An 18,678-nucleotide genomic window follows, 5' to 3' on the forward strand; every position below is an offset into this window, starting at 1 on the left:
CCTCCAACCCGATTACGAGACGAGGGAGTTCTCAGGCACTGATAGATTCCGGATGTGCAGCTGCATACACGGCGCGTATCTGGCACGGCGTTCCAACACGAACCAATCCTCTCCGAGTGCTCAGTATATCATCTGTACCGCTGTGCATGAATACCAACGTTGCTAAACTTCCCTTTCTATTAACACCAGCCGGGGATACCGTCGCCGTTCGAGCCCGACGCTGATCCGCTCGGCAGGGCAGGATCGTTCGGGGCCTTCCATTTGTTCACGAGAAGCGTCTCCCCGTTGTCGTTCCGCATGATGACGGTGTAAGTATCGGCCTCTGGGGGGTATACCGGCCCCTACCGGTAGAGATAGACGACCCACGCGATAGCGAGCAGAATCCCGCTTCCCCCGACGATAGCCCCCGCGATATTGACCAGGCCTGGCTGGACGCTGCTCGACTGTGTCAGTACCGTCGTAACGACGCACACGCCGGCGTGTAGCCACCGTCACCGGGTGAGAGTACACCCAGTACTTTGTGGGTGATGCCGGGCGCCTAGCGTCTCTCGGCGCCTCTCACACCATATCGTGGGAACGACTACACAGGAGAGCTCATTTCAACGACAGCCCCCCGGACCGACGTATCCCCGGACCTGTCCTCCTCAACGACATTATCTCGCCGAGGGCGTCGAAGACACAGAAAAATACCGATTGCGGTGGGACCACACGGGGGGACGCGGAGACGTGAGCTGATCCGCGAATATCCACACAAGATTACGAGACGGCGGAGCTCTCATATTTGAGATTACTGTTGATGTAGTACTCGATAACGAAATTGCTGTTTACAATTTGCTCCTGTTCGGTCTGGCTGAGGTCATCAAGTCTGCCGAGGCTGTAGTCTTCCCTAATTTGCTCTCCGGGCTCGACGGTAATGTCGTCGGTGTGCTCGAAGCCGTCTTTGTATTCATCATCAATCTTCAGACGCATCGTCAAATTCGCCGTCGCCGCGACATCTCCCGCATTGGTGACTGTGCCTTCGGCGTAGAACATTGAGTCCTGCGCATAGACGCTCCCATCTGAGACTTCGAGGTTGTCTGCTGGCGAACTCATCAACGCCATCACCCCAAAGGCACCAGCGATTAAGACGATGATTACGAGCAGCGTTGCCCCGATGTACTTCATCGGTATATCTGGGGCTCCACCTGCAGCACTATCCACACCTCCTGTTGTTCCGCTGGCGAACGACGAGCGACCGTGCAAGTAGGTGGCTGCACCACCGGTGAGTCCGGTCGGGATTGCGACTATGAGTGCAGGGATGAGGAATTCAAGAAAGTCGAATCCACCACCGCTACTGCCACCGGTTCCGGGGTCTGCGCCGCCGTCCACCCCGCCGGTCCCGCCATCAGTTCCGGCTCCACCACCTGCAGTGAGGGCAATGCCTAGCAATAGTGCCAGAAGCACGACAATCATCATGATGAGGAATCCGCTGGCGGTTCCGGCGAAACTCTGTAGCGCTCCGGCTTCTCCATCTCGGTCGGCGATTTGAATGCCGATGTATCCGGCAATCGGTGGGCCGATGAGGAGGGACACCCCGATTACGATGAGCAAGAGGATACCCGAGAAAATGCTGCTGCCACTGCCGAGGACGTTAATTACTACGGCCCCAGTGAGTCCAACGCCTGCCCCGACAACGGCAAAGATGCCGATGGCGTATGTGAACGTGGATTTCAGCCCGTTTGTTGTGTTAAACTGAAGTGACATTTTCGAGTGTCGTCTACCGAAGGGGGTCTGGTAAAGGTTGGCACTGGCAGTTCACTCAGAAGGGGTAGAGCCGGCTTTGTCGAGATGCTAAATCGGTGATGGATTTTCACTAGCCCTGATCTATACACCCTCTGTATCGGTCACCCCCATACTGTCAGGTAGCAAGACGACAGGGAGAATCGCTCGTATCTCCGGACACGAGTTGTCCTCCACCCCGTCACCAGTTCCAGAAGGGAGGGAGCGTGTGATGGAGGGGGGGTGGGGGAGTGGGCTGCCTCCCGAGAAGGACGGGCTGTCTCTGGGGAAGCAGCATCGGTGGTCTCGTCGGGAGCCGTCTTCACCCGCCGGGCACTGTTGCTGGAGCTGAGAGCGCTCGATAGCCACATACCCTCACGGTAGCGGCGGCACTGAAGGCTGAGCGCGCAGACTTCGCGGTCGGCGAGGTCTCGGATGCCGTCACCCACGGGCTTCGCGTCGACGCCGACGACTGATGGCGAGCGGCCTGCTGGAGCGGGTCTCGCCGGCCGCGACACCTTTCGACTGGACGACCGGCCTCCTCGCGACGGCGCGCGGCGCTGGTGATTACCAACAGCCGCCGAATCGGTTACCAACCGGCCGCCCGACCGCTCGGCATGGAGCGCTGTCCCAATTGCGGCGAGGCGTTCGTGTTCTCGGTCGGGCTGGACGAGCACCGCGAGCGCTGCACGGGCTCGACGGACGACGCGGTCGCCGGCTCGTTCGGCGACGGCTCCTGTCCGATGTGCGGAACCGACTACGGGGAGCGAGGCTACCTCCAGCACCTCGCCACCTGCGACGGGCCCGAGGGCGACGGCTCGACGACCGCGACGGAGCCGTCGCCGACGGAGGCCGCCCGGCACGAGACCGACCGGCCTAGGACTAACTCAGTCGCCGTAACGGGGGCGACGGTTAATACTGGACTCACAGTTGTGACACTCGTCTGGCGCGCCCCGCTGTGTAACCCTGTTCCGGGGCCTCCAGACCCCCCCCAACATCCGTTCCCTTTCAGGTGCGTTAGAGCAAGAGCGCCATGCTCGCCGCCCACAGGCTCAGCGGCGCGATCGCGACCAGCATCGAGGCGCCGGCGATGGCGAGCCCGGCGGTCCACACGATAGAGAAGGAGAGAGTCCGATCCGGGAACGCCGCGGGCGAGCCACTACCCGCGCGGGCGGTCGTGGCTACTCGACGCTGGCGAGAGCCTCGACCTCGTCGCGGTAGCGCGGCCAACACAGGAGTTCCGTGTCCGCGTTCCAGTCGCCACAGTCACAGTCGTCGGGCCGGCCGTCGTCGCTCGCGGGCTCGTCGTCGAGGCGCTCCAGTAGCGAGAGTACGCCACCGCCGCCGCGCTGGCCGCCGCCGCCGATGTCTCGAAAGAACACGTCCGGACGACGCTACAGCGGCTCGTCGACGCCGACGCCGAGCTCGTCGAGTGCCGCGAGGAGGCCGGCGAGCACGGCGCGCACCTGTACCGGGCACTCGCCGGGCTCGGCACCGAGCCGGCCGTCGTCGACACCACACCCGAGGAAACCGCCAACGGTGGCGTATGGGAGACTAGTACGTGGGCGTTGGCGGTTTCGGCTGGCTACACCCTCCCGGAGCCACCGACCCCGCCCGAACAGCCGTCACTAGCGGCGTGGACCGCCGGCCCCCCGGACGGGAGCGGGCCGAACAGCGGGACTGACCCCCCGGATCCGGCCGATTGACGCTGGCGCGGGCCGCCGTTCGCCCTCGGTTCGGGAGTGCCAACGCCGGCCCGAGCCCCGAGTCGCCGCTCTAGTTCCCGCCGAGTTCCGCCGTACACGCGCGTGTCGAATCAGGAAGCGGCCCCTGGGGTGGGCTCCTCGCGAGCCTGCCCTTCCGCCGCTGGTCAAGGCCGCCTCCATACGAGCGCGCGTGACAGACTCGGCAGGCGGGCCCCTGGGGGAGGTGAGTCACGTCAAGACCGAGCCTATGGACTCACACGGTCGGGGCGCCGTCGCTGGTTATGCCTCGCCGTCGTCGACGCTTCCTTGATCCGTGTCCGTGCGTGTTCGGAGCATATCACGGGCGTGTGCACAAATGAGATACGTCGGCCTCCTCGGCCTCTGTTTACAATCTATTGAGGAGGTCGGCCGGAAGTCGTAATATGTCTGCTACATATCCCATGTGGATCCCGCCGTATTGGAAAATATGTTAAATGCCCGGTGGTTAGTCATTTTCATTCTCATCCTCGCCGTCATTTTCATTCTCATTCTGTCGATCAAACTCATCGCCTAAGTCCGTTTGTCCAATATACCCCCCGCCTTTGTTTTCATCACTACTTTCTCCCTCGGTCTGCTCATCAAGCGCGTCGCTGAGTTTTGATTGATTCACCGATGGGGCAGTAGTCTGGTAATGAGCTGCCTTGTGGCATTCTTTGCAGAGAGTAACAGCATTAGAACGCTTGTCTTTTCCTCCTCTAGCCGTTGGAACAATATGATGCAGATTGAGTATAACATCGCCTTTGTCGCCCTTTTTCTACAATTCCTGCATCGATAATTATCGTCAATAAAAACTTTCTCTCTGTCTATCGAGGTATCCTCATCTATCATAGGTCCATTCAAGAATTCAATCAATAAGTGAGTAATCACACGAAGGGGGGCTGTATTTTAGATTCCCCCCAACCACTCATTAGCCCGCTGTACTCTGCTGTCAGACTCGGAACACTGTCGCGGAATTACACCGTCCGGTTGGCCTACTCCCAGAACGCGTAAAAATCGTCAACGCCGGCCTGGTCGGCGATATTGTGAAGCGTCCCTGTCGGAATCGGGTCGGCCTTCGGGATCATCATGGTCCGGCCCTCATCCGTGTCGGGGTTCTCGTGCCGGAAAATCGTGTGGCTTCCCTCTTCCGACCGGCACAACCCCGTGTCTGGCGAGCAGTTTGATGATTTCGTTGGAGGAGAACGCCGTCCGGCCCCCTCCTTCCGTCCGCGACCCTACCTGGAGCCGTGCGTCCGGTGTTCCTCGCGCCGCCCCGGCCGTCGCCCCCGAGATTAACCAACAACTGAGGGCGAACGTGCCGGCTGTTGATTAAGTGCGCGCGTGTAGGGAGCCGGCGCCCGGCCGATAGGCGATAATTCTAATCGCTCGCCCTTCCGGCGCCAAGGCCGATTCCCCGCTCACCGGCCGAGTGTGCGAAAAGCTCTGGAAGTTCCGCACATGGTGGTTGTTCGACATGGCGACGACCGAGCCTGAGGCCGACGACGCCCGAGATTCTCAACGGGCTCTTCCGCGACGCGGCGGCAGAACTCGCAACGTAGCGTTCTATCGTCATCCCATGACACGCTCCACGAGTGTTAAATAGGCTATTTGATACATCTCTTTCGTTTCATGTTTATATTGGGCTAAAAGACTCATTTTAAATTTTCCTTGACCTATAGATAGATTACACTAAACGTTACAATTCGATGTCGAGGGTGCCGAACTTCTATCAGACTACACCGGGCCGGTTTTGGGTGTGATTTGTCCGCTCTCTTTGACTCTTTTGACGAGCTGATTTCCATCGTATTCCTCGAGACGAGCGGTAATATCAGTTATATCCTGTATGCCTCGGGGCTGGAGATACCGCATACACTTGAGCCCGGTCTCGTGGAGATCCTGTGACGGCGCGGCTGTTGCCTGTTCAGCAACCCTGAATGCGTAGTCATGCTCGTGGGCCCCGTGGGCCGTATAATGCACGCATATATTCGTCATAAATCCAACTAGAATCACGGTATCGATGTCGTACGTCCGAAGGATGTGCTCGATATCCGTGCGGTGGAAGAAATTGTATCTACGCTTGACAATCACGTACTCCGCGGGTTCCATGTCATCCTCGTCTATCGAAAGAATCGGATCGAACTGCTCGGCACGCGTTCCGACGATCCCGTGTTCCGGCTCACACGATTCGATCTCTGCGCCGTAATCAGCAAAGTCGGGTCGGTGTAGCTCTTTGCCCCAAATAATCGGGATATCAGCGCTTCGAGCGTGCTCAACGACGGTGTTGATGTTTTCCATCACGGCATCTCTACCCCCAGGAATCGATGCCGCACCCGAACTCATCGCTTCCTCACTTTCAGAGGTGGTTTGTTGCGGATCAATAACTATCAACGCCGGATTGTCACCGATTGGATCGTCAGTTGTGGGTATCATTTTACAATAGACTGTTATTTTGAACGGTATTAAGTATACCTGTGTTGTCTATACATACTGTAGGCCACAGTATCAATCAGTTTTCTCGATAACTACGTGTCACTCCTGATCGAACACTGGTGGCGGGGGAACTGGACGCTTACTCGTGAGACGGCCCCCATTCAGACCACGGGATGTCGCGGCCGGGGTATGCCGTCTTGGTAAATGGCCAGTCGTCTGAAATCCACTTCCGGAGGCGGCTCTCGATAGCACCGGCGAGCCCCATCTCCACGGCGGCCTCGGCTGTCCAGAAATAGATTGCCGCCTCGTACTCATCCCTCCGCGTGGGCTGCACGTAGAGGCATCCCAACTCCACGCTTTCACCGGGATCGCAAACCGAATACGTAAACGAATCACGGCGCTGATGTTCTTTTTGATGCCAGGCGACGTCGATCCGGTTCTGTTCGAGTGTGAGATCCGATGACGGCCACCGATGTTCCGGGCCGAACGTTCCTCGGATCCGCTCACGACTCGCCATCACTGCCGCACAGTCTATCTCCGCATCTGTAATTCGCAGCGGTCGAATAACGAAGCGTTCAGTTTCGACCTGTTCTGGAACGGGCGTATCGTTTGCGATGAGGTTTGATGTCTCGAATGGCATATGACGTGGTCTTCGGTACGTCCGGTTAGAGTCTGTCGTCCCAACTGCCCTTATTTGGGAAATCAAGGAACCTATCCAGCTTTGTCCGCGCATCGTCGAACACCGAAGAGCCGTGAAACACGAGGCCAACATCGAACGCGTACTCCTGTAGCCGCTCAAGATAGTACTCCGCGCGCACCAAGTCGTCGGAGTAGATGCCCTCTACTGGTATAAAATACCCTTCCGGAAGCCCCCGCCAGTCCGAACCGATTACCGCATCGCCCATGACGGCCACCGGTTCGTCGGCAGCGACGAGCGCGTAATTGTCCTCGCAGTGGCCGGGGATATGAACCGCGGTGAACGGTCCGACGGACGCCTCGTGTGAGAAACGCTCGTCCGGCCGATGTTCCGTTTGGAGCTCCGACTGCTCGGGGACACATGTTTCTACGTCGTACTCTTCGACGACCGCGTCGAATCCGCCGACATGATCGTGATGAGCGTGTGTCAGTATCACCCGTTCGGGCGTGGTTTCGATCGACCGTAGCCGACTCAGTAGCGCTTCGGTCGCTTCGCTGGGCCCAGTGTCAACCAGCGTTGGGACCTCCCAGTCAAACAGAAACGAACGATAACGCGCCGGGTCGTTCGTCAGTGTCAGGTCGAACACGCCGTCCACGACCTCTGTAATTTGGTCTGTGGTGTCCGGGATTGTCATCTGTGTATCCGGTCGTTCTCCGGGTGTGTGTGCAGGCTTGACGGCAAAACAAGTACTTCACTCATCAACAAAACTTGGCCTCGAAGAACCTGGTTACGGCATTGGCTCCCAACATAGCTGTTGTATCGCTAGCATCGTCTACTGGCGGTGAAACCTCGACTAAATCCATCGCCGCAACGTCATCGCACGCCCCGAGTAGATCCATCGCTCGTAAGAACTGGACACTTGTCAGCCCCCCTGGCTCGGGCGTCCCGGTTCCTGGCGCATACGCCGGGTCAACGGCATCGATGTCGACAGTCAAATATACCGCCTCGGTATCCTGACTCGCGTGATCGATAGCCTCCGCAATCACCGCATCGATACCGTCCTTGCGAACGTCTCGGGCGTACTTGACGAGCAGCCCCTCCGAATCAACGCGGTCTCTGAACCCCTCTCGCTCGTACCCACGGATCCCGATCATAGCGTGATTCCGATAGCTCCCGGCGGGCAGGTCGTTGATGCGAGCCATCGGCGAGCCGTGCCAGTGATCGCCATACAGCTCGTTGCCATCGATCGTGTCGCTGTGCGCATCCAAGTGGATGAGTCCGACGTCACCGTCAACCGTCTCAGCGAAACCATCGAACGCTGGATACGTCAGGTAATGATCGCCACCGAGCATGATCGGGAAAGCCGTCTCAGCGATCGTCTCGGCGTATCGCTTGACCTGTTTTCTGGTCCGTTCGACGTCGTTGGGGACGGTCGGTGCATCTCCACAATCGCACAGCGTTACCGCCTCATGGGCGACGTGCCGATCCGTGTCGGCGTTGTAGGCCCCGTCAGCGCCTCCGGCGAAATGGTCATACCAAGCACTCGCCTGTCGGAGCTCCTGCGGCCCGTACCGTGTTCCCGGTCGCCGAGAGACGGCCCCGTCAAACGGAGCGCCGAATACGGCCACATCGGTGTCAGCGGTGAGCTCCGATGGGTCCGCTGCAGGAGCTTTGAGAAATGTTCCAGTGTTTGCAAATGATAACTCCGGGACATCGTTTTGATTCGTGTCTGTCATGGGTGCTTCTGTCTCGTATTCAATTGGGCTGATATCCGACTCATTCCCATAGGCCTCCGGCGAGGTAGTCTGCGATCGTCAGGCCGACGAAGGTGACTATAATGAACAGCAGACTGATCACTGCGATCACCGGCGAGTAGCTATATCTGAGACTCGTGAAGATCTGTATCGGCACTGTCTGTATGCTGAACCCCGACAGTAGCCAAGCGATAATGTATTCATTCAGGGACAAGATGAACGCGAACAGAAACCCGGCGATGACGTTCGCCCTAACGAGCGGGAATATGATCGTTCGAACCGTACGTAGCTGTGAGGCCCCCAAATTCCGGGCGGCTTCCTCGTAGCTTTGATCTAAGTCCGCCAGCCCCTGACTGATCAGAATGAACGGGAACGGCGTCAAAAAGATTGAGTGAGCGAGGATCAGATTCCATATGTTCCCGGAGATGCCGATGGTGATAAAGAAGGTCATAAACATCACTCCGACAATCACCGGTGGGAGCATGATCGGAACTGTTGCAGCAGCGGCCAGGGCTCGGCCGAACCTGTAATCGTGACGGTCAAGACTGTACGCCGCGGTTCCTCCGACAGTAGTTGCGATGAGGGCTGCCGGAATGGCAACGACAACACTGTTTCGAATGGCATCTAGCCAACTGGTGAGCTCCCCGAACCACCGCAGTGAAACCCCCTCCGGCGGAAACACGAGGAATTCGCCGCTTGTGAAAGCCATCGCACAAATAACCACCAGCGGCATGAGCACGAACAGCAGGACGACCCATGCGAACACGCGCATGATGCCTGCCGTGAGTCGGTCCCTAACGTTTGGATCAACGCCGTCAGCGATACTCATATCGATACCCTCCGCTCTCCACCGAGCAGATACCAACCGACTGCGAGGATGGCGCCGACAACGAGTAACAACACGATACTGATTGTGGCTCCGTAGGGTATGTTCCCTTCAACCCCGACTTGATTGCCGATTAATACTGCGAGGGTCCATTGCGGTGGGTTACCGAGGATCCGTGGAAGGACGTACACGCCCAACGAAAGCACGAAAACCAACATTGATCCACTGACGATCCCGCCCTTTGTCAGCGGGAGTGTAACGTTCCGGAAGGTTGTAAGCGGCATTGCGCCGAGGCTCCGCGAAGCCTCCTGAAGACTATCATCAACCTCACGGATGCTTGTATAGAGTGTCAGCACCATGAACGGCAAAAACACGTAGACCATGCCCACGATCAACGCCATGTAACTCGGGACAAGCGCGACAGGTTCCTGAAGAATGCCGAGCGATGATGCGACTGTCGGAACGATGCTATCACTCGATAGGAGGACCTGCCACGCAAACGCGCGGATGATGAAGGTCAAAAACAGCGATGAGATTATTATCGAGAGGTACACTCGGCGCCACAGCTCGCTATCCAAACTAGCAATGTAGTATGCGAGGGGGTAGCCGATCACCAAACAGGAGGCGGTTGTCAACCCCGCAACTTGGAGGGTGTATATCATCCGCCCTTGGAACAAGTCACTCCCGAAAAACCGCACATAGTTCTCAAAGGTGAACGCCGGTTGAAAGAAGCCCCCCTCGATATTTTCGAACGTACTTACCACTACCAACAGCAGCAGAGGAAGCACAAAGAACAGCGCTAACACGGCCGCTGGATACGAGACGATTAGGTACTTCGTCCGCGGCCAGATATCGTTCTCGATGATACTCTCACCGAGGGTTGGTTCTTCGGTGCTCATTGAGCTAACAACAGACAATCGGTGGCTGACAGCCGGAGTTGAATATCGTCGTCCTCTCCGGCATTTGTCTCATCGACTCGCTCGACGCCGATCACAGAGTCGCCGGTACCCGTATTCACGTGGTATTCGATCTGATCGCCGGTGTATCGTTTGACAGCGACTGTTCCGTCGAACACCGTGCTCCCGTCTCCAGAGCCATCTGCAGCCGTCTTTCGGGTATCCACTGACAGGTGTTCCGGGCGAAACACGGCGGACACTGAGTCCCCGAGCGCAACGTCTTCGGTGTCTCTGGATTTCATTACAGCCTGGCCGCAGTCGACGGTCGCGAGACCATCTTCGATAGCCGAGACGGTCCCGGAAAAAATGTTGGCAGTTCCAACGAAGTTAGCCACGAAAGGGGTAGCCGGATTCGAGTACACGTCTTCCGGAGCTCCGATTTGCTCGAAATCCCCGTCGTTCATTACGGCGATTCGGTCAGACATCGTCAGCGCCTCCTTTTGATTGTGTGTGACAAGTATCGTCGTAATATCTAGTTTTCGCTGAATGCGCCGCAACTCGACCTGCATGGTCTCGCGAAGTTTCTTGTCCAGACTCGCAAGCGGCTCGTCAAGCAACAACACGTCCGGCTCTGGGGCTACAGCGCGAGCAAGTGCGATTCGTTGTTGTTGTCCTCCGGAGAGTTGGTCGGGCATGCGGTCTCTCGTCTTCGGCAACTCAACCAACTCAAGCATCTCATTAACCCGGTCGTCGATACGGTCGCTGTCGTAGCCACGAACTTGCAGTCCGTAGCCGATGTTTTGGGCTACAGTTTTGTGAGGAAAAAGGGCAAAGTCCTGAAACACCATCCCGATGTCACGCTTGTCGGGTGGGACGGTGTTCACACGGTTGTTATTTATACCGACGAACCCCTGCGTGGGCTGCTCGAATCCAGCAATAGTGCGCAGTGTCGTCGTTTTGCCACAACCGCTCGGTCCAACAAGCGTAACGAACTCGCCATCATCGACGACAAGCGACACGCCGCTGACCGCTTCAACGTCTCCGGGGTATCGTTTCGTGATAGCTTCAAGAACAACACGTGACATGCTATTGTCCTTGGACGATGAGTTCGTTCCACAGTTGATTGACTAACTGCTCCTGTTCGACGTACAACTCGAAGCTTGGAATGATAGCCTCCTCGATACCCGGACCGGCGGCGCGAGCGTACTCCTCATCGTTGAGAGAACTGTGTTGCTCTTCGATCGCTGGGAAGGTGAACAACTCCCTTGTGATCCGATCTTGCGTCTCGGGACGCGAGGCGTACTCGATCAGTTGCTTTGCTGCTTCCGTGTTTTCGGTCGTGCGAGGCGATACCCACCGGCCGGACCCGAGTACGGAGCCCTCATCAGGAAACGTGCTCTGAACGGGAGCGTCCTGTGAGACCCGAAGCACACGTGTAATATCGTGGTACAGCATACCGGCCGGAATCTCACCACTGGCGAGACGTGACTGAAAATTCGCTTCGTTCGTGTACCACAGCGCCGACTGGGGAACGATACCGCTTAGCTCCTCGAACACTTCCCTGATTCCGTCCTCGGTGTCGAGTAGGTCCTGCCCGTTCAGTCGAACTTCCGCGGTGATATCCGGCAGAAACCCGGTAACTGCCGGCGACATCATTGCGAGTTGCTCTTCGTACTGTGAATCCCACAGCGAATTCCACGATGTTAATGATCCGCCAAACTCCTCGGTGTTGTGAACGAGATTAATAAACCATCCCATCGACCCGACGCCGATGAGATCCCCGTCGTCGTGGGTCATCAGGTCATCTTCGATGAACTGCGTATTCTCGAACTCGTCTGAAGCCCAGCGGTGCCACAAATCAGAATTAATACCGCGCAGAACCCCAGGAACCGTCATTATCAGTAGGTCGACCGGCGCATTGCCGTTGCGGACGGCACCCTCAAGATTGGGGATGACATCCGCAGCCCCTCCCTGTGCCTCGGACTGTACCGTAATCTCAGTTTCCTCCTCAAACGGTGCAAAGAGAGTCTCGTCGAGAATATCTTTGAACGCGCCACCAAACACCGATACCGTCAGAGAGCCCGGCCCGCTGCCGCCGCCGGCCCCGGAACACCCCGCCAATGCCGTTCCGGTTCCAGCGGCTGTCGTTGCGAGTATTTGCCGCCTTGATCGCCACGAGTCCGCTTCGCCCACCGTGTCCCCGCGTATCGACTCGGTTGAGTCTTGGTGTCTGTCTTTTTCGCTACTCTCTCTCATTTCATTCATACGTATCGTATACACTGTTTTCGCTTGAGGTATTAAGGTGTTTTCCTGGCATAGGTATAAGAAACAAATTAGTGCGTTCAGGCATGGATTGTTACTGTCTACCATTACTGTATCAGTCTCCCCGGCACTGATTATACTGTATAAATTTTCTAAACATTGTACTCATGCAGAGGACATATCGACACCGGTCACTTTTATGAAACTACTACTGTACGATCGTGCGAGTATAGTACATATGCAGAGAGCCGGTATTAACACATGTAGAGAGCCGGTATCAACGGGCTAGGACGGGCTGCCGGCCGCGTGCTCTATCGATAAGTCACTCTATTGATACTTCTGCCTGGATCGGCATTCGATCGAACCCGAGTTTTGAGGCCTTCGGCTTCGGAACAAGTGCATCCTGTTCGAGACTGAAGTCTCGAATAGTATCAAAGAACGTCCGCAGTATTATCGGCGCCTCCATCCGGGCTATCGGTGCACCGATACAACTGTGTGCCCCACTGCCGAAAGCTAAGTGCTTGGGGTCTCTGTGCGGACAGAACGCGTCCGGTTCGTCGAAACGGGCCGGATCACGGTTTGCGGCTCCGATCCATAGGATCACGGTTTCGTCCGCCGGAATAGTCGTTCCATCCAACGTAACTGCTTCAGTGGTCTTCCGTGCTCGGGCTTGGAGCGGGCTCCTATACCGGAGTACCTCTTCGACTAAAATCTCGAAATCGTACTCGTCGACGTTTCCAACGAGGTCCTGTTCGTCTAATATATAGATCGCGTTGCCCAGTAATTCCGACATCGTTCCTTGGCCGGCAAGCGCGAAGTCGAAACAATTCGATCCGATCTCCTCGTTGGTAAGATTCGTCTCCTGGGCTAACTCGGAGATGAGATCGTTTTGCGGGCTTGAACTGCGTTCGTCAACCAGCGTCTCAAAGTACTCGGCAGCCGCAGTCATATGCTTTCCTTTGAGGCTTCCCTCCGCGCTATCTTCGCTCGTCATGACAGACCGAAACGTCTCCAACCACTCCAGAAGCTGTTGATGATCTTCCTGTGGAATGCCGACGATACTCATGATAACACGGAGCGGAACCGGAACGGCAAACTCGTCCACGAAGTCGAATTCACCGCCGTCGTCTAGCGCAGTATCTAGTTGTGCCTCGGTAATAGAGACGATAGATTCCTCAATTCCTTTCAACATTCTCGGGCTGAAGTATCTGAATAGCTCTCCTTTTACCCCCTTGTGCTCCGATCCATCGGACCAAATCATCGCGGTATCGAAGTACGATAGTGCGTTGTTCGTCTGATCACCCGCCAACGGCGGTCTGATGAGCTGTTCGCTGTTCTGTAAGCCCTCTTTCACCTGCTTGTAACTGAATACATCGTACACACCGCGATGGTCGTCGTACTGTACTGACGACGCACGGCGGTTTTTGTGATACCACGCGAACGGGTCGTGTAAGGCTTCAATAGAGCGTAATCCTCTCGGCAGCGAATCATCAATATCTGCGTCGAAAGCTTTCGAACCAGACCCCATATTCAAACAGGACTTATTCTAACTATTTAAGAGTTCTCGAGATATATGCATATATTATTAAAATAGTCTGTATAACACGGTTTGTTCAGCAATATCCCACCGGTTAGTGATTGTTGGTACATGTACGTGCTGTTTAAACAACTGAGTTGATGATGCGTACTTGATCACGTTTGTTTCGGAGACCAAGCTAATATCCGTATTAGGTAAGAGATTTCTATAGTGAACGCAGATTTAATATACGAAGAATTTGAATATAAGCGAGTGAGAGCAAAAATCACAAATATGCTGTCCGAAACTCGCACGACCCTACCCGGGCCTGACGGATGTCACAGCCATCTTAGCGTAGTTGATCTGTTGCGTGAGCTTCGAGTCGCAGCACAATCATGATCGTGATCCATTCGGAGGTTCCCATACGATCAGATTCGAAGCCGAAGGCCAGCGATATACTTGAACGGATGGCGGTCGAATCTAGAAAAGAACCTGGCGTTATCGATTACAGAGTAACATTCGACATCGAGAGGCCGACAGTAGCCCGGATAATTGAGCAGTACAAAGATTGGTCGGCCGTCGAGTCACACGATTCAAGTAGCCATCTCGAGCGGTTTCAAGAATCTATCGAGCCACACATGCGCTCTGAACCACACCTATTCCAATATGAGGTAACGAACAAGATCGAAGCGGAGGGGCCATAACTCGCGATGGGGTGTCCAACAACCACATCCTTGGCTGGGAATTTAAACCGCTGACCACCAGCGTCCACGTTGCCCGCTGCAACACAGACGGGGGGTATACGCTCGTCTCTCTATCATACCCTGTTGCAGGTTCAAAATTAGTTCGCCGGACGGGACAGGCGGGCCTGAAACTGACCATCCATCGGCGGTGCCGACCCAATGATGTACTGATTCTTGATAGACGTAGCCGTCTCAGCCGGAGTCTCACCCTTATGAGTCAACACACGAGCACGAAAGAGAGCCGCCTGAGCGCGATACCTCTCAGGCGGCGGCACCTGAGTCGGACAGGTGGCCCAACAGTCAAATGAGTTGGCTCGGCGATCACACCGTGAGCTCGCAGGTACTTGCGAACAGCAGTTTCATGAGTCTCAGCCGTGTCATTACCAGTGCCGGATTTGGTTGTTGGCATACCGTTGAGCCAGCTTCCGATCAGTTAAAGTGACTATTTTGACCACTAATAGTTGAATTGTAATAGGTCCGAGCTAATGTTGCAACCGTGCAACGGGCTATCGGGGAGTTTCACACTCAGAAACGCACGGCCTGCGTTCTTGCGGCTTCCACCGCCACCACGACCTGTGAATGTACGAGCCAATCCATCCTGGATTCTACCACTTGTGGTCATCGGCGCTTGTGGGGGGGCTGGGGTTAGCGTGGATTTATTTGACATCCTCACCGTCGCAATCGACGGCCCGAGATGGCTCCATCAGTTGGATCTCTACGCGGCAATTCTATGGACTGTTATTATTGGCTGTCTGGACGCATATCATCGCCGACATCATCGAGCACAGGGGACTTCCGAGCGCCATCTCGGGAGCCCAGGGAGCGATTAGTTTCTTGACTGGCATCCTACTGTAGCGCTCGCAGCCGAGGTGGAATCCCCTGAGTGCGTCTAGCGCGGCTTATCCAACAGTCAAATCATCATAATACTCGCGCAGCGCCGCTGTCTGTCGTCGGCCGGGCCCTGGGGCGCGTGTGGCGGTGTCTCACCCACTCCAGCGCCAACTCGCCGCGGGCGCGCCTGAAATAGCGAGTACCCAACGATGGAGGCCATCCCCACCGGCTTGCTGAATTAACCGCCGCCGCGCGTCATCCTGTATGATAGTGGGATGACAGTATGCACGAATCCGGCGCGAGCGGCACCGAACCGCCGAGACGTCCCGCCAAGCGGGGTCATTATGTCATGACAGATCCGAGCACACCGGCCTGATTCCGGGCCTTGACCAGCGCCTCCCCCACCTCGCCGAGTTGCTCTTCCCGGCGTTCGCCCTCGCGCTCCAGCGATTCGACCCGCTCGGTGGGGGCGCGGGGACTGTTTGAACAGCACGCGAACCCGGCCCCGACTGAAAGCCGATCCAGGGGAGTCGAACATACTCGTGAATCCCGGGGGGCAGTGACCCTCTCGCCAGCGCCGCCGGCAGCCCCGCGCCCCCCGCCGTGGACACGCTGCTGGCATCGACAAGAAGACTGGCACTCACTCTGTTGCAGGAACGCCTCAGCCTCCGCAAGCCCGACGACTGACGCCGAGACGCTGGGCCCCCTTGGGTTCCCCCCTCTCCCGATGGACGCGCCTGAGCAGCTCTCTGCGCGCTCTCACTTGAGCCACGAGAACGAACCCTCGGAGTCCCGGGGAGGCAGAGCGCAGGGCCGGGCTGTGTCTCATGAGACTCCTCCGCAGCCTCCCCGGCATCACATACGGGCGGAACGGCTCCACCGCCGAACCACGAAGCTGACGCCTGCCAACACAACAGTGACCCCAGCATACACCATTAGGCCTCTGACTGGGCCAGAGAGCACGACGCCAGCGCCGCCCCAGGCGAGACCGCAGAACCGTCCGCCAGGGCCGTCTCCTCAGCCCCGTCTGCCCAACAGCGGGCGGCCAGCTCCCCCGGACACATCGGAGCATGCCCCTGCACCCGCGTGCCCCCACAAGGCCCCCACGGTCGACCGGGACAGGCGTCACCACCGCTACACTCTCTCCGACAGGGAGACCCAGCTCGCTGAGGGAGTGACGATCTCGCGACATAACTCCAGGCGCGTTGGGCTCGGCTCTCTGCGACCGAGGCGGCACGGGCCCTGAACGCGTCGGCGCGCTCACCCACGGCCGCGATGGGGGCAGCTGGGTGCCCATCAGGCTCGGCTCGGCAATGCTTCGCCGGGGCCACATCCGCACCCGGGCCGTCGGGGCCAACTGTGTCCTGCCCTCAAGACGGGCGCCGGCGACGCCCGCGCCGGACAGATGGACGTCGGAGAACGCGGCGCGGACCACATCGGGGGGATCCAGCGACGCACGGCCCAGGGGCGCCTGGGAGAAGCTCGCGGTCGCGCCCCTGGCACCGGTGCAACCCGTCTCAGCAAACACAGCGGCAGCACGCGTCCTCCTGGGGAGAGTTGCGCTGTGGAGCTCCACGGGGGCCATGATAGCCCCCGATCGGGAGAGTGCAGGGCCGCGTCCGGAGGGGGACTAAAATTAATGTGTTACGGCGTGTCCCAGACGGGATATGGAGCAGATCACGGTACGGCTCCCCGGCGAGCTGCTCGCCGAACTGGAAGCAGAAGCCGACGACGCTGGCGTGTCCCGCTCCGAATACATGCGTGAGGTGCTGCGAACACGCGAGCACACGGACGCATTGCGCGACCGCATCGCCGACAAAGAGGCCCGCATCGATCAGCTCGAAGCGCAACTCGCCCGCCGCAGCCAAGTCGAAGAGCAGATCGAGGCGCTGCCCGACAAACTCCGCGAGACACAACCGTCCTACCAGGAGCGGCGCCAGCGCCTTCTCGACGAAGCATCACTGGCCCAGCGCCTGAAATGGAAACTCACCGGCGTTCCCGTCGGACAGGGAGTCAACGGCCAACAGTGACCGCTCACTCCTCCGCGAGCGGCTGGACCTCTGCGACGCCGGCGCCCGCGTGGCGGCGCAAGGCGAGGCGGCCGCCGGCCACGACGCCGACCAGCCCGCAACCTCCGACTGAGGCCCACGCCCCGACTCGGCTTTTATCTTCCTCGGCGAGTATGCACCAGTTCACACCGGCCCGCGCCCGCCTTTGCACGGTGCCAAACGCAAGGCGCTAAAAGAAGCTAAAAATGAGTCAAAAAAACACCCCCACCAAGGGGGGACCAAGGCAACGTGGGGGGCAACGTGGGGGCCCTTGGTGTGCCCTTGGTGTGCTCTTGGTGTGCCCTTGGTGTCCCTTGGTGGGGGGAGGGGGTAGCTGGGGCGGGTGGGATGCCCCGGTTAGCTGGGGGGTGTTTGCGCGGCGCAAAACGGGGGGGACCAAGGCGAGCAGGGGGGTTGCGCGGCGGCAAACAAACGGGGGAACTGGGCGAGGCGGACGAGCACACAGGGCCCCGCCGGAACCCAACTCATCACCGGGCGGCCAGCACGCCCGTCACCGCGGCTCCCCGCCCGCTGTTGCCATCAGAACCGGCCCCGTGCGCTCGCCCCGGCCACAGAAACGCCTCACCACCCGCGCAGACAAAGCCCAACCAACCCCCCTTGGGGTTTACCCAGCTGCACAAACCCACGCGTGAGCAGCCACACACGAGCGCGACACCCATGCACAAGCGCCGGCTCCGACCCCCGCGCTCGGATCCCGGTGGCCCGCGGGGCTCCTGTCCTGTCTGTATCTCATCAAGGATTTCCGCAACCCGCCCGGCACTGCACGCCGCCGGAACGGCTCCGGTCCAGGCGTCGACCACGACGCTGACACCTCCCAAACCCGGGAGCAACCCGCGCAAACATACACGAGAAGACCTCTGACTGGCCCCTCGTTAGCGGGCGGATTCCGGGGCGGGCTATAACCCTCTGGGTGAATCAAATGCTGTCGTGGCTCCCCGCATACATCGGTATAAAATCATCCAACCGGACACAGGCCCCCCAATAGCGAGACGGAAATCCACTACACTGGGGCCGAACGGACCTCGCTATGCGAATCCCAAGGAAACACTCTAACTCACATCTAGCGCAACTTACGCTCGCATTGCCTCCCCGATCCGCTCCTCAGCCAACTCGGCAAAGAATGATTCGATAGCAGAGCAGTCACTCCATCCACTGATAACTCTCATCGGCCGCACGCCCGCCTATCGCTCAACAACCTGGTACGTGGTCCACGAGCGCCGTAGTAATAAAAC

The 18,678-nt window shown here is 58.0% G+C and carries 16 protein-coding genes; 2 read left to right on the plus strand and 14 right to left on the minus strand.

Going from position 1 to position 18,678, the window contains the following annotated elements; translation table 11 throughout:
* Window positions 1-756 precede the first annotated feature (756 nt).
* The 13 genes from DP107_RS17310 to DP107_RS17370 all read right to left on the minus strand — a co-directional run bounded on the left by DP107_RS17310 (window position 757) and on the right by DP107_RS17370 (window position 13,815).
* Entirely contained in the window at window positions 757-1,743 is a 987-nt protein-coding gene (locus DP107_RS17310; RefSeq protein ID WP_144263375.1) for a hypothetical protein, read from the minus strand.
* Between the two features lie 1,196 nt (window positions 1,744-2,939).
* Window positions 2,940-3,140 (minus strand): hypothetical protein, encoded by a 201-nt coding sequence (locus DP107_RS17315; RefSeq protein ID WP_144263376.1) that lies wholly within the window; start codon window positions 3,138-3,140, stop codon window positions 2,940-2,942.
* Between the two features lie 808 nt (window positions 3,141-3,948).
* Window positions 3,949-4,233 carry an HNH endonuclease gene (locus DP107_RS21525; RefSeq protein ID WP_144263398.1) on the minus strand — a complete coding sequence of 95 codons (285 nt, stop codon included), beginning with the start codon at window positions 4,231-4,233 and terminating at the stop codon, window positions 3,949-3,951.
* Between the two features lie 241 nt (window positions 4,234-4,474).
* The gene (locus DP107_RS20900) at window positions 4,475-4,642 is read right to left on the minus strand and encodes a type II toxin-antitoxin system HicA family toxin (protein WP_238330932.1); all 168 of its coding nucleotides are present in this window, start codon (window positions 4,640-4,642) and stop codon (window positions 4,475-4,477) included.
* A gap of 574 nt (window positions 4,643-5,216) precedes the next feature.
* Window positions 5,217-5,912, minus strand: a complete 696-nt coding sequence (locus tag DP107_RS17330) for a cysteine hydrolase family protein (RefSeq protein ID WP_144263377.1) — start codon at window positions 5,910-5,912, stop codon at window positions 5,217-5,219.
* 139 nt (window positions 5,913-6,051) lie between these two features.
* On the minus strand, window positions 6,052-6,552 hold the full coding sequence (locus DP107_RS17335) for a GNAT family N-acetyltransferase (protein WP_144263378.1): 501 nt from the start codon (window positions 6,550-6,552) through the stop codon (window positions 6,052-6,054).
* A 25-nt stretch (window positions 6,553-6,577) separates the two neighbouring features.
* Window positions 6,578-7,243: an MBL fold metallo-hydrolase gene (locus tag DP107_RS17340; protein ID WP_185977378.1), complete on the minus strand. Its 666-nt coding sequence runs from the start codon at window positions 7,241-7,243 to the stop codon at window positions 6,578-6,580.
* Window positions 7,244-7,307: 64 nt separating this feature from the next.
* Entirely contained in the window at window positions 7,308-8,285 is a 978-nt protein-coding gene (locus DP107_RS17345) for an agmatinase family protein (RefSeq protein WP_144263379.1), read from the minus strand.
* Window positions 8,286-8,325: 40 nt separating this feature from the next.
* Window positions 8,326-9,132 carry an ABC transporter permease gene (locus tag DP107_RS17350; RefSeq protein WP_144263380.1) on the minus strand — a complete coding sequence of 269 codons (807 nt, stop codon included), beginning with the start codon at window positions 9,130-9,132 and terminating at the stop codon, window positions 8,326-8,328.
* Window positions 9,129-10,028: an ABC transporter permease gene (locus DP107_RS17355; RefSeq protein ID WP_144263381.1), complete on the minus strand. Its 900-nt coding sequence runs from the start codon at window positions 10,026-10,028 to the stop codon at window positions 9,129-9,131. The genes DP107_RS17350 and DP107_RS17355 overlap by 4 nt, the downstream gene beginning before the upstream one ends.
* Window positions 10,025-11,110, minus strand: a complete 1,086-nt coding sequence (locus DP107_RS17360; RefSeq protein ID WP_144263382.1) for an ABC transporter ATP-binding protein — start codon at window positions 11,108-11,110, stop codon at window positions 10,025-10,027. The genes DP107_RS17355 and DP107_RS17360 overlap by 4 nt, the downstream gene beginning before the upstream one ends.
* 1 nt (window position 11,111) lies before the next feature.
* Complete coding sequence (locus DP107_RS17365; protein WP_202877441.1) at window positions 11,112-12,218, minus strand: ABC transporter substrate-binding protein; 1,107 nt, start codon at window positions 12,216-12,218, stop codon at window positions 11,112-11,114.
* 391 nt (window positions 12,219-12,609) lie between these two features.
* Window positions 12,610-13,815 carry a cytochrome P450 gene (locus DP107_RS17370; protein ID WP_144263383.1) on the minus strand — a complete coding sequence of 402 codons (1,206 nt, stop codon included), beginning with the start codon at window positions 13,813-13,815 and terminating at the stop codon, window positions 12,610-12,612.
* A gap of 383 nt (window positions 13,816-14,198) precedes the next feature.
* On the opposite strand from DP107_RS17370, the gene DP107_RS21530 reads away from it, so the two are divergent.
* Both DP107_RS21530 and DP107_RS17380 read left to right on the plus strand, forming a co-directional pair.
* The gene (locus DP107_RS21530) at window positions 14,199-14,507 is read left to right on the plus strand and encodes a putative quinol monooxygenase (protein WP_144263384.1); all 309 of its coding nucleotides are present in this window, start codon (window positions 14,199-14,201) and stop codon (window positions 14,505-14,507) included.
* 2,537 nt (window positions 14,508-17,044) lie between these two features.
* The gene (locus tag DP107_RS17380) at window positions 17,045-17,407 is read left to right on the plus strand and encodes a ribbon-helix-helix protein, CopG family (RefSeq protein WP_144263385.1); all 363 of its coding nucleotides are present in this window, start codon (window positions 17,045-17,047) and stop codon (window positions 17,405-17,407) included.
* A 4-nt stretch (window positions 17,408-17,411) separates the two neighbouring features.
* Here DP107_RS17380 and DP107_RS20305 read toward each other — a convergent pair whose 3' ends face one another.
* Window positions 17,412-17,573: a hypothetical protein gene (locus DP107_RS20305; RefSeq protein WP_185977380.1), complete on the minus strand. Its 162-nt coding sequence runs from the start codon at window positions 17,571-17,573 to the stop codon at window positions 17,412-17,414.
* Between the last annotated feature and the right edge of the window lie 1,105 nt (window positions 17,574-18,678).

Origin of the sequence: Haloglomus irregulare, from assembly GCF_007421925.1 — an archaeon.
Lineage (GTDB): Archaea > Halobacteriota > Halobacteria > Halobacteriales > Haloarculaceae > Haloglomus > Haloglomus irregulare.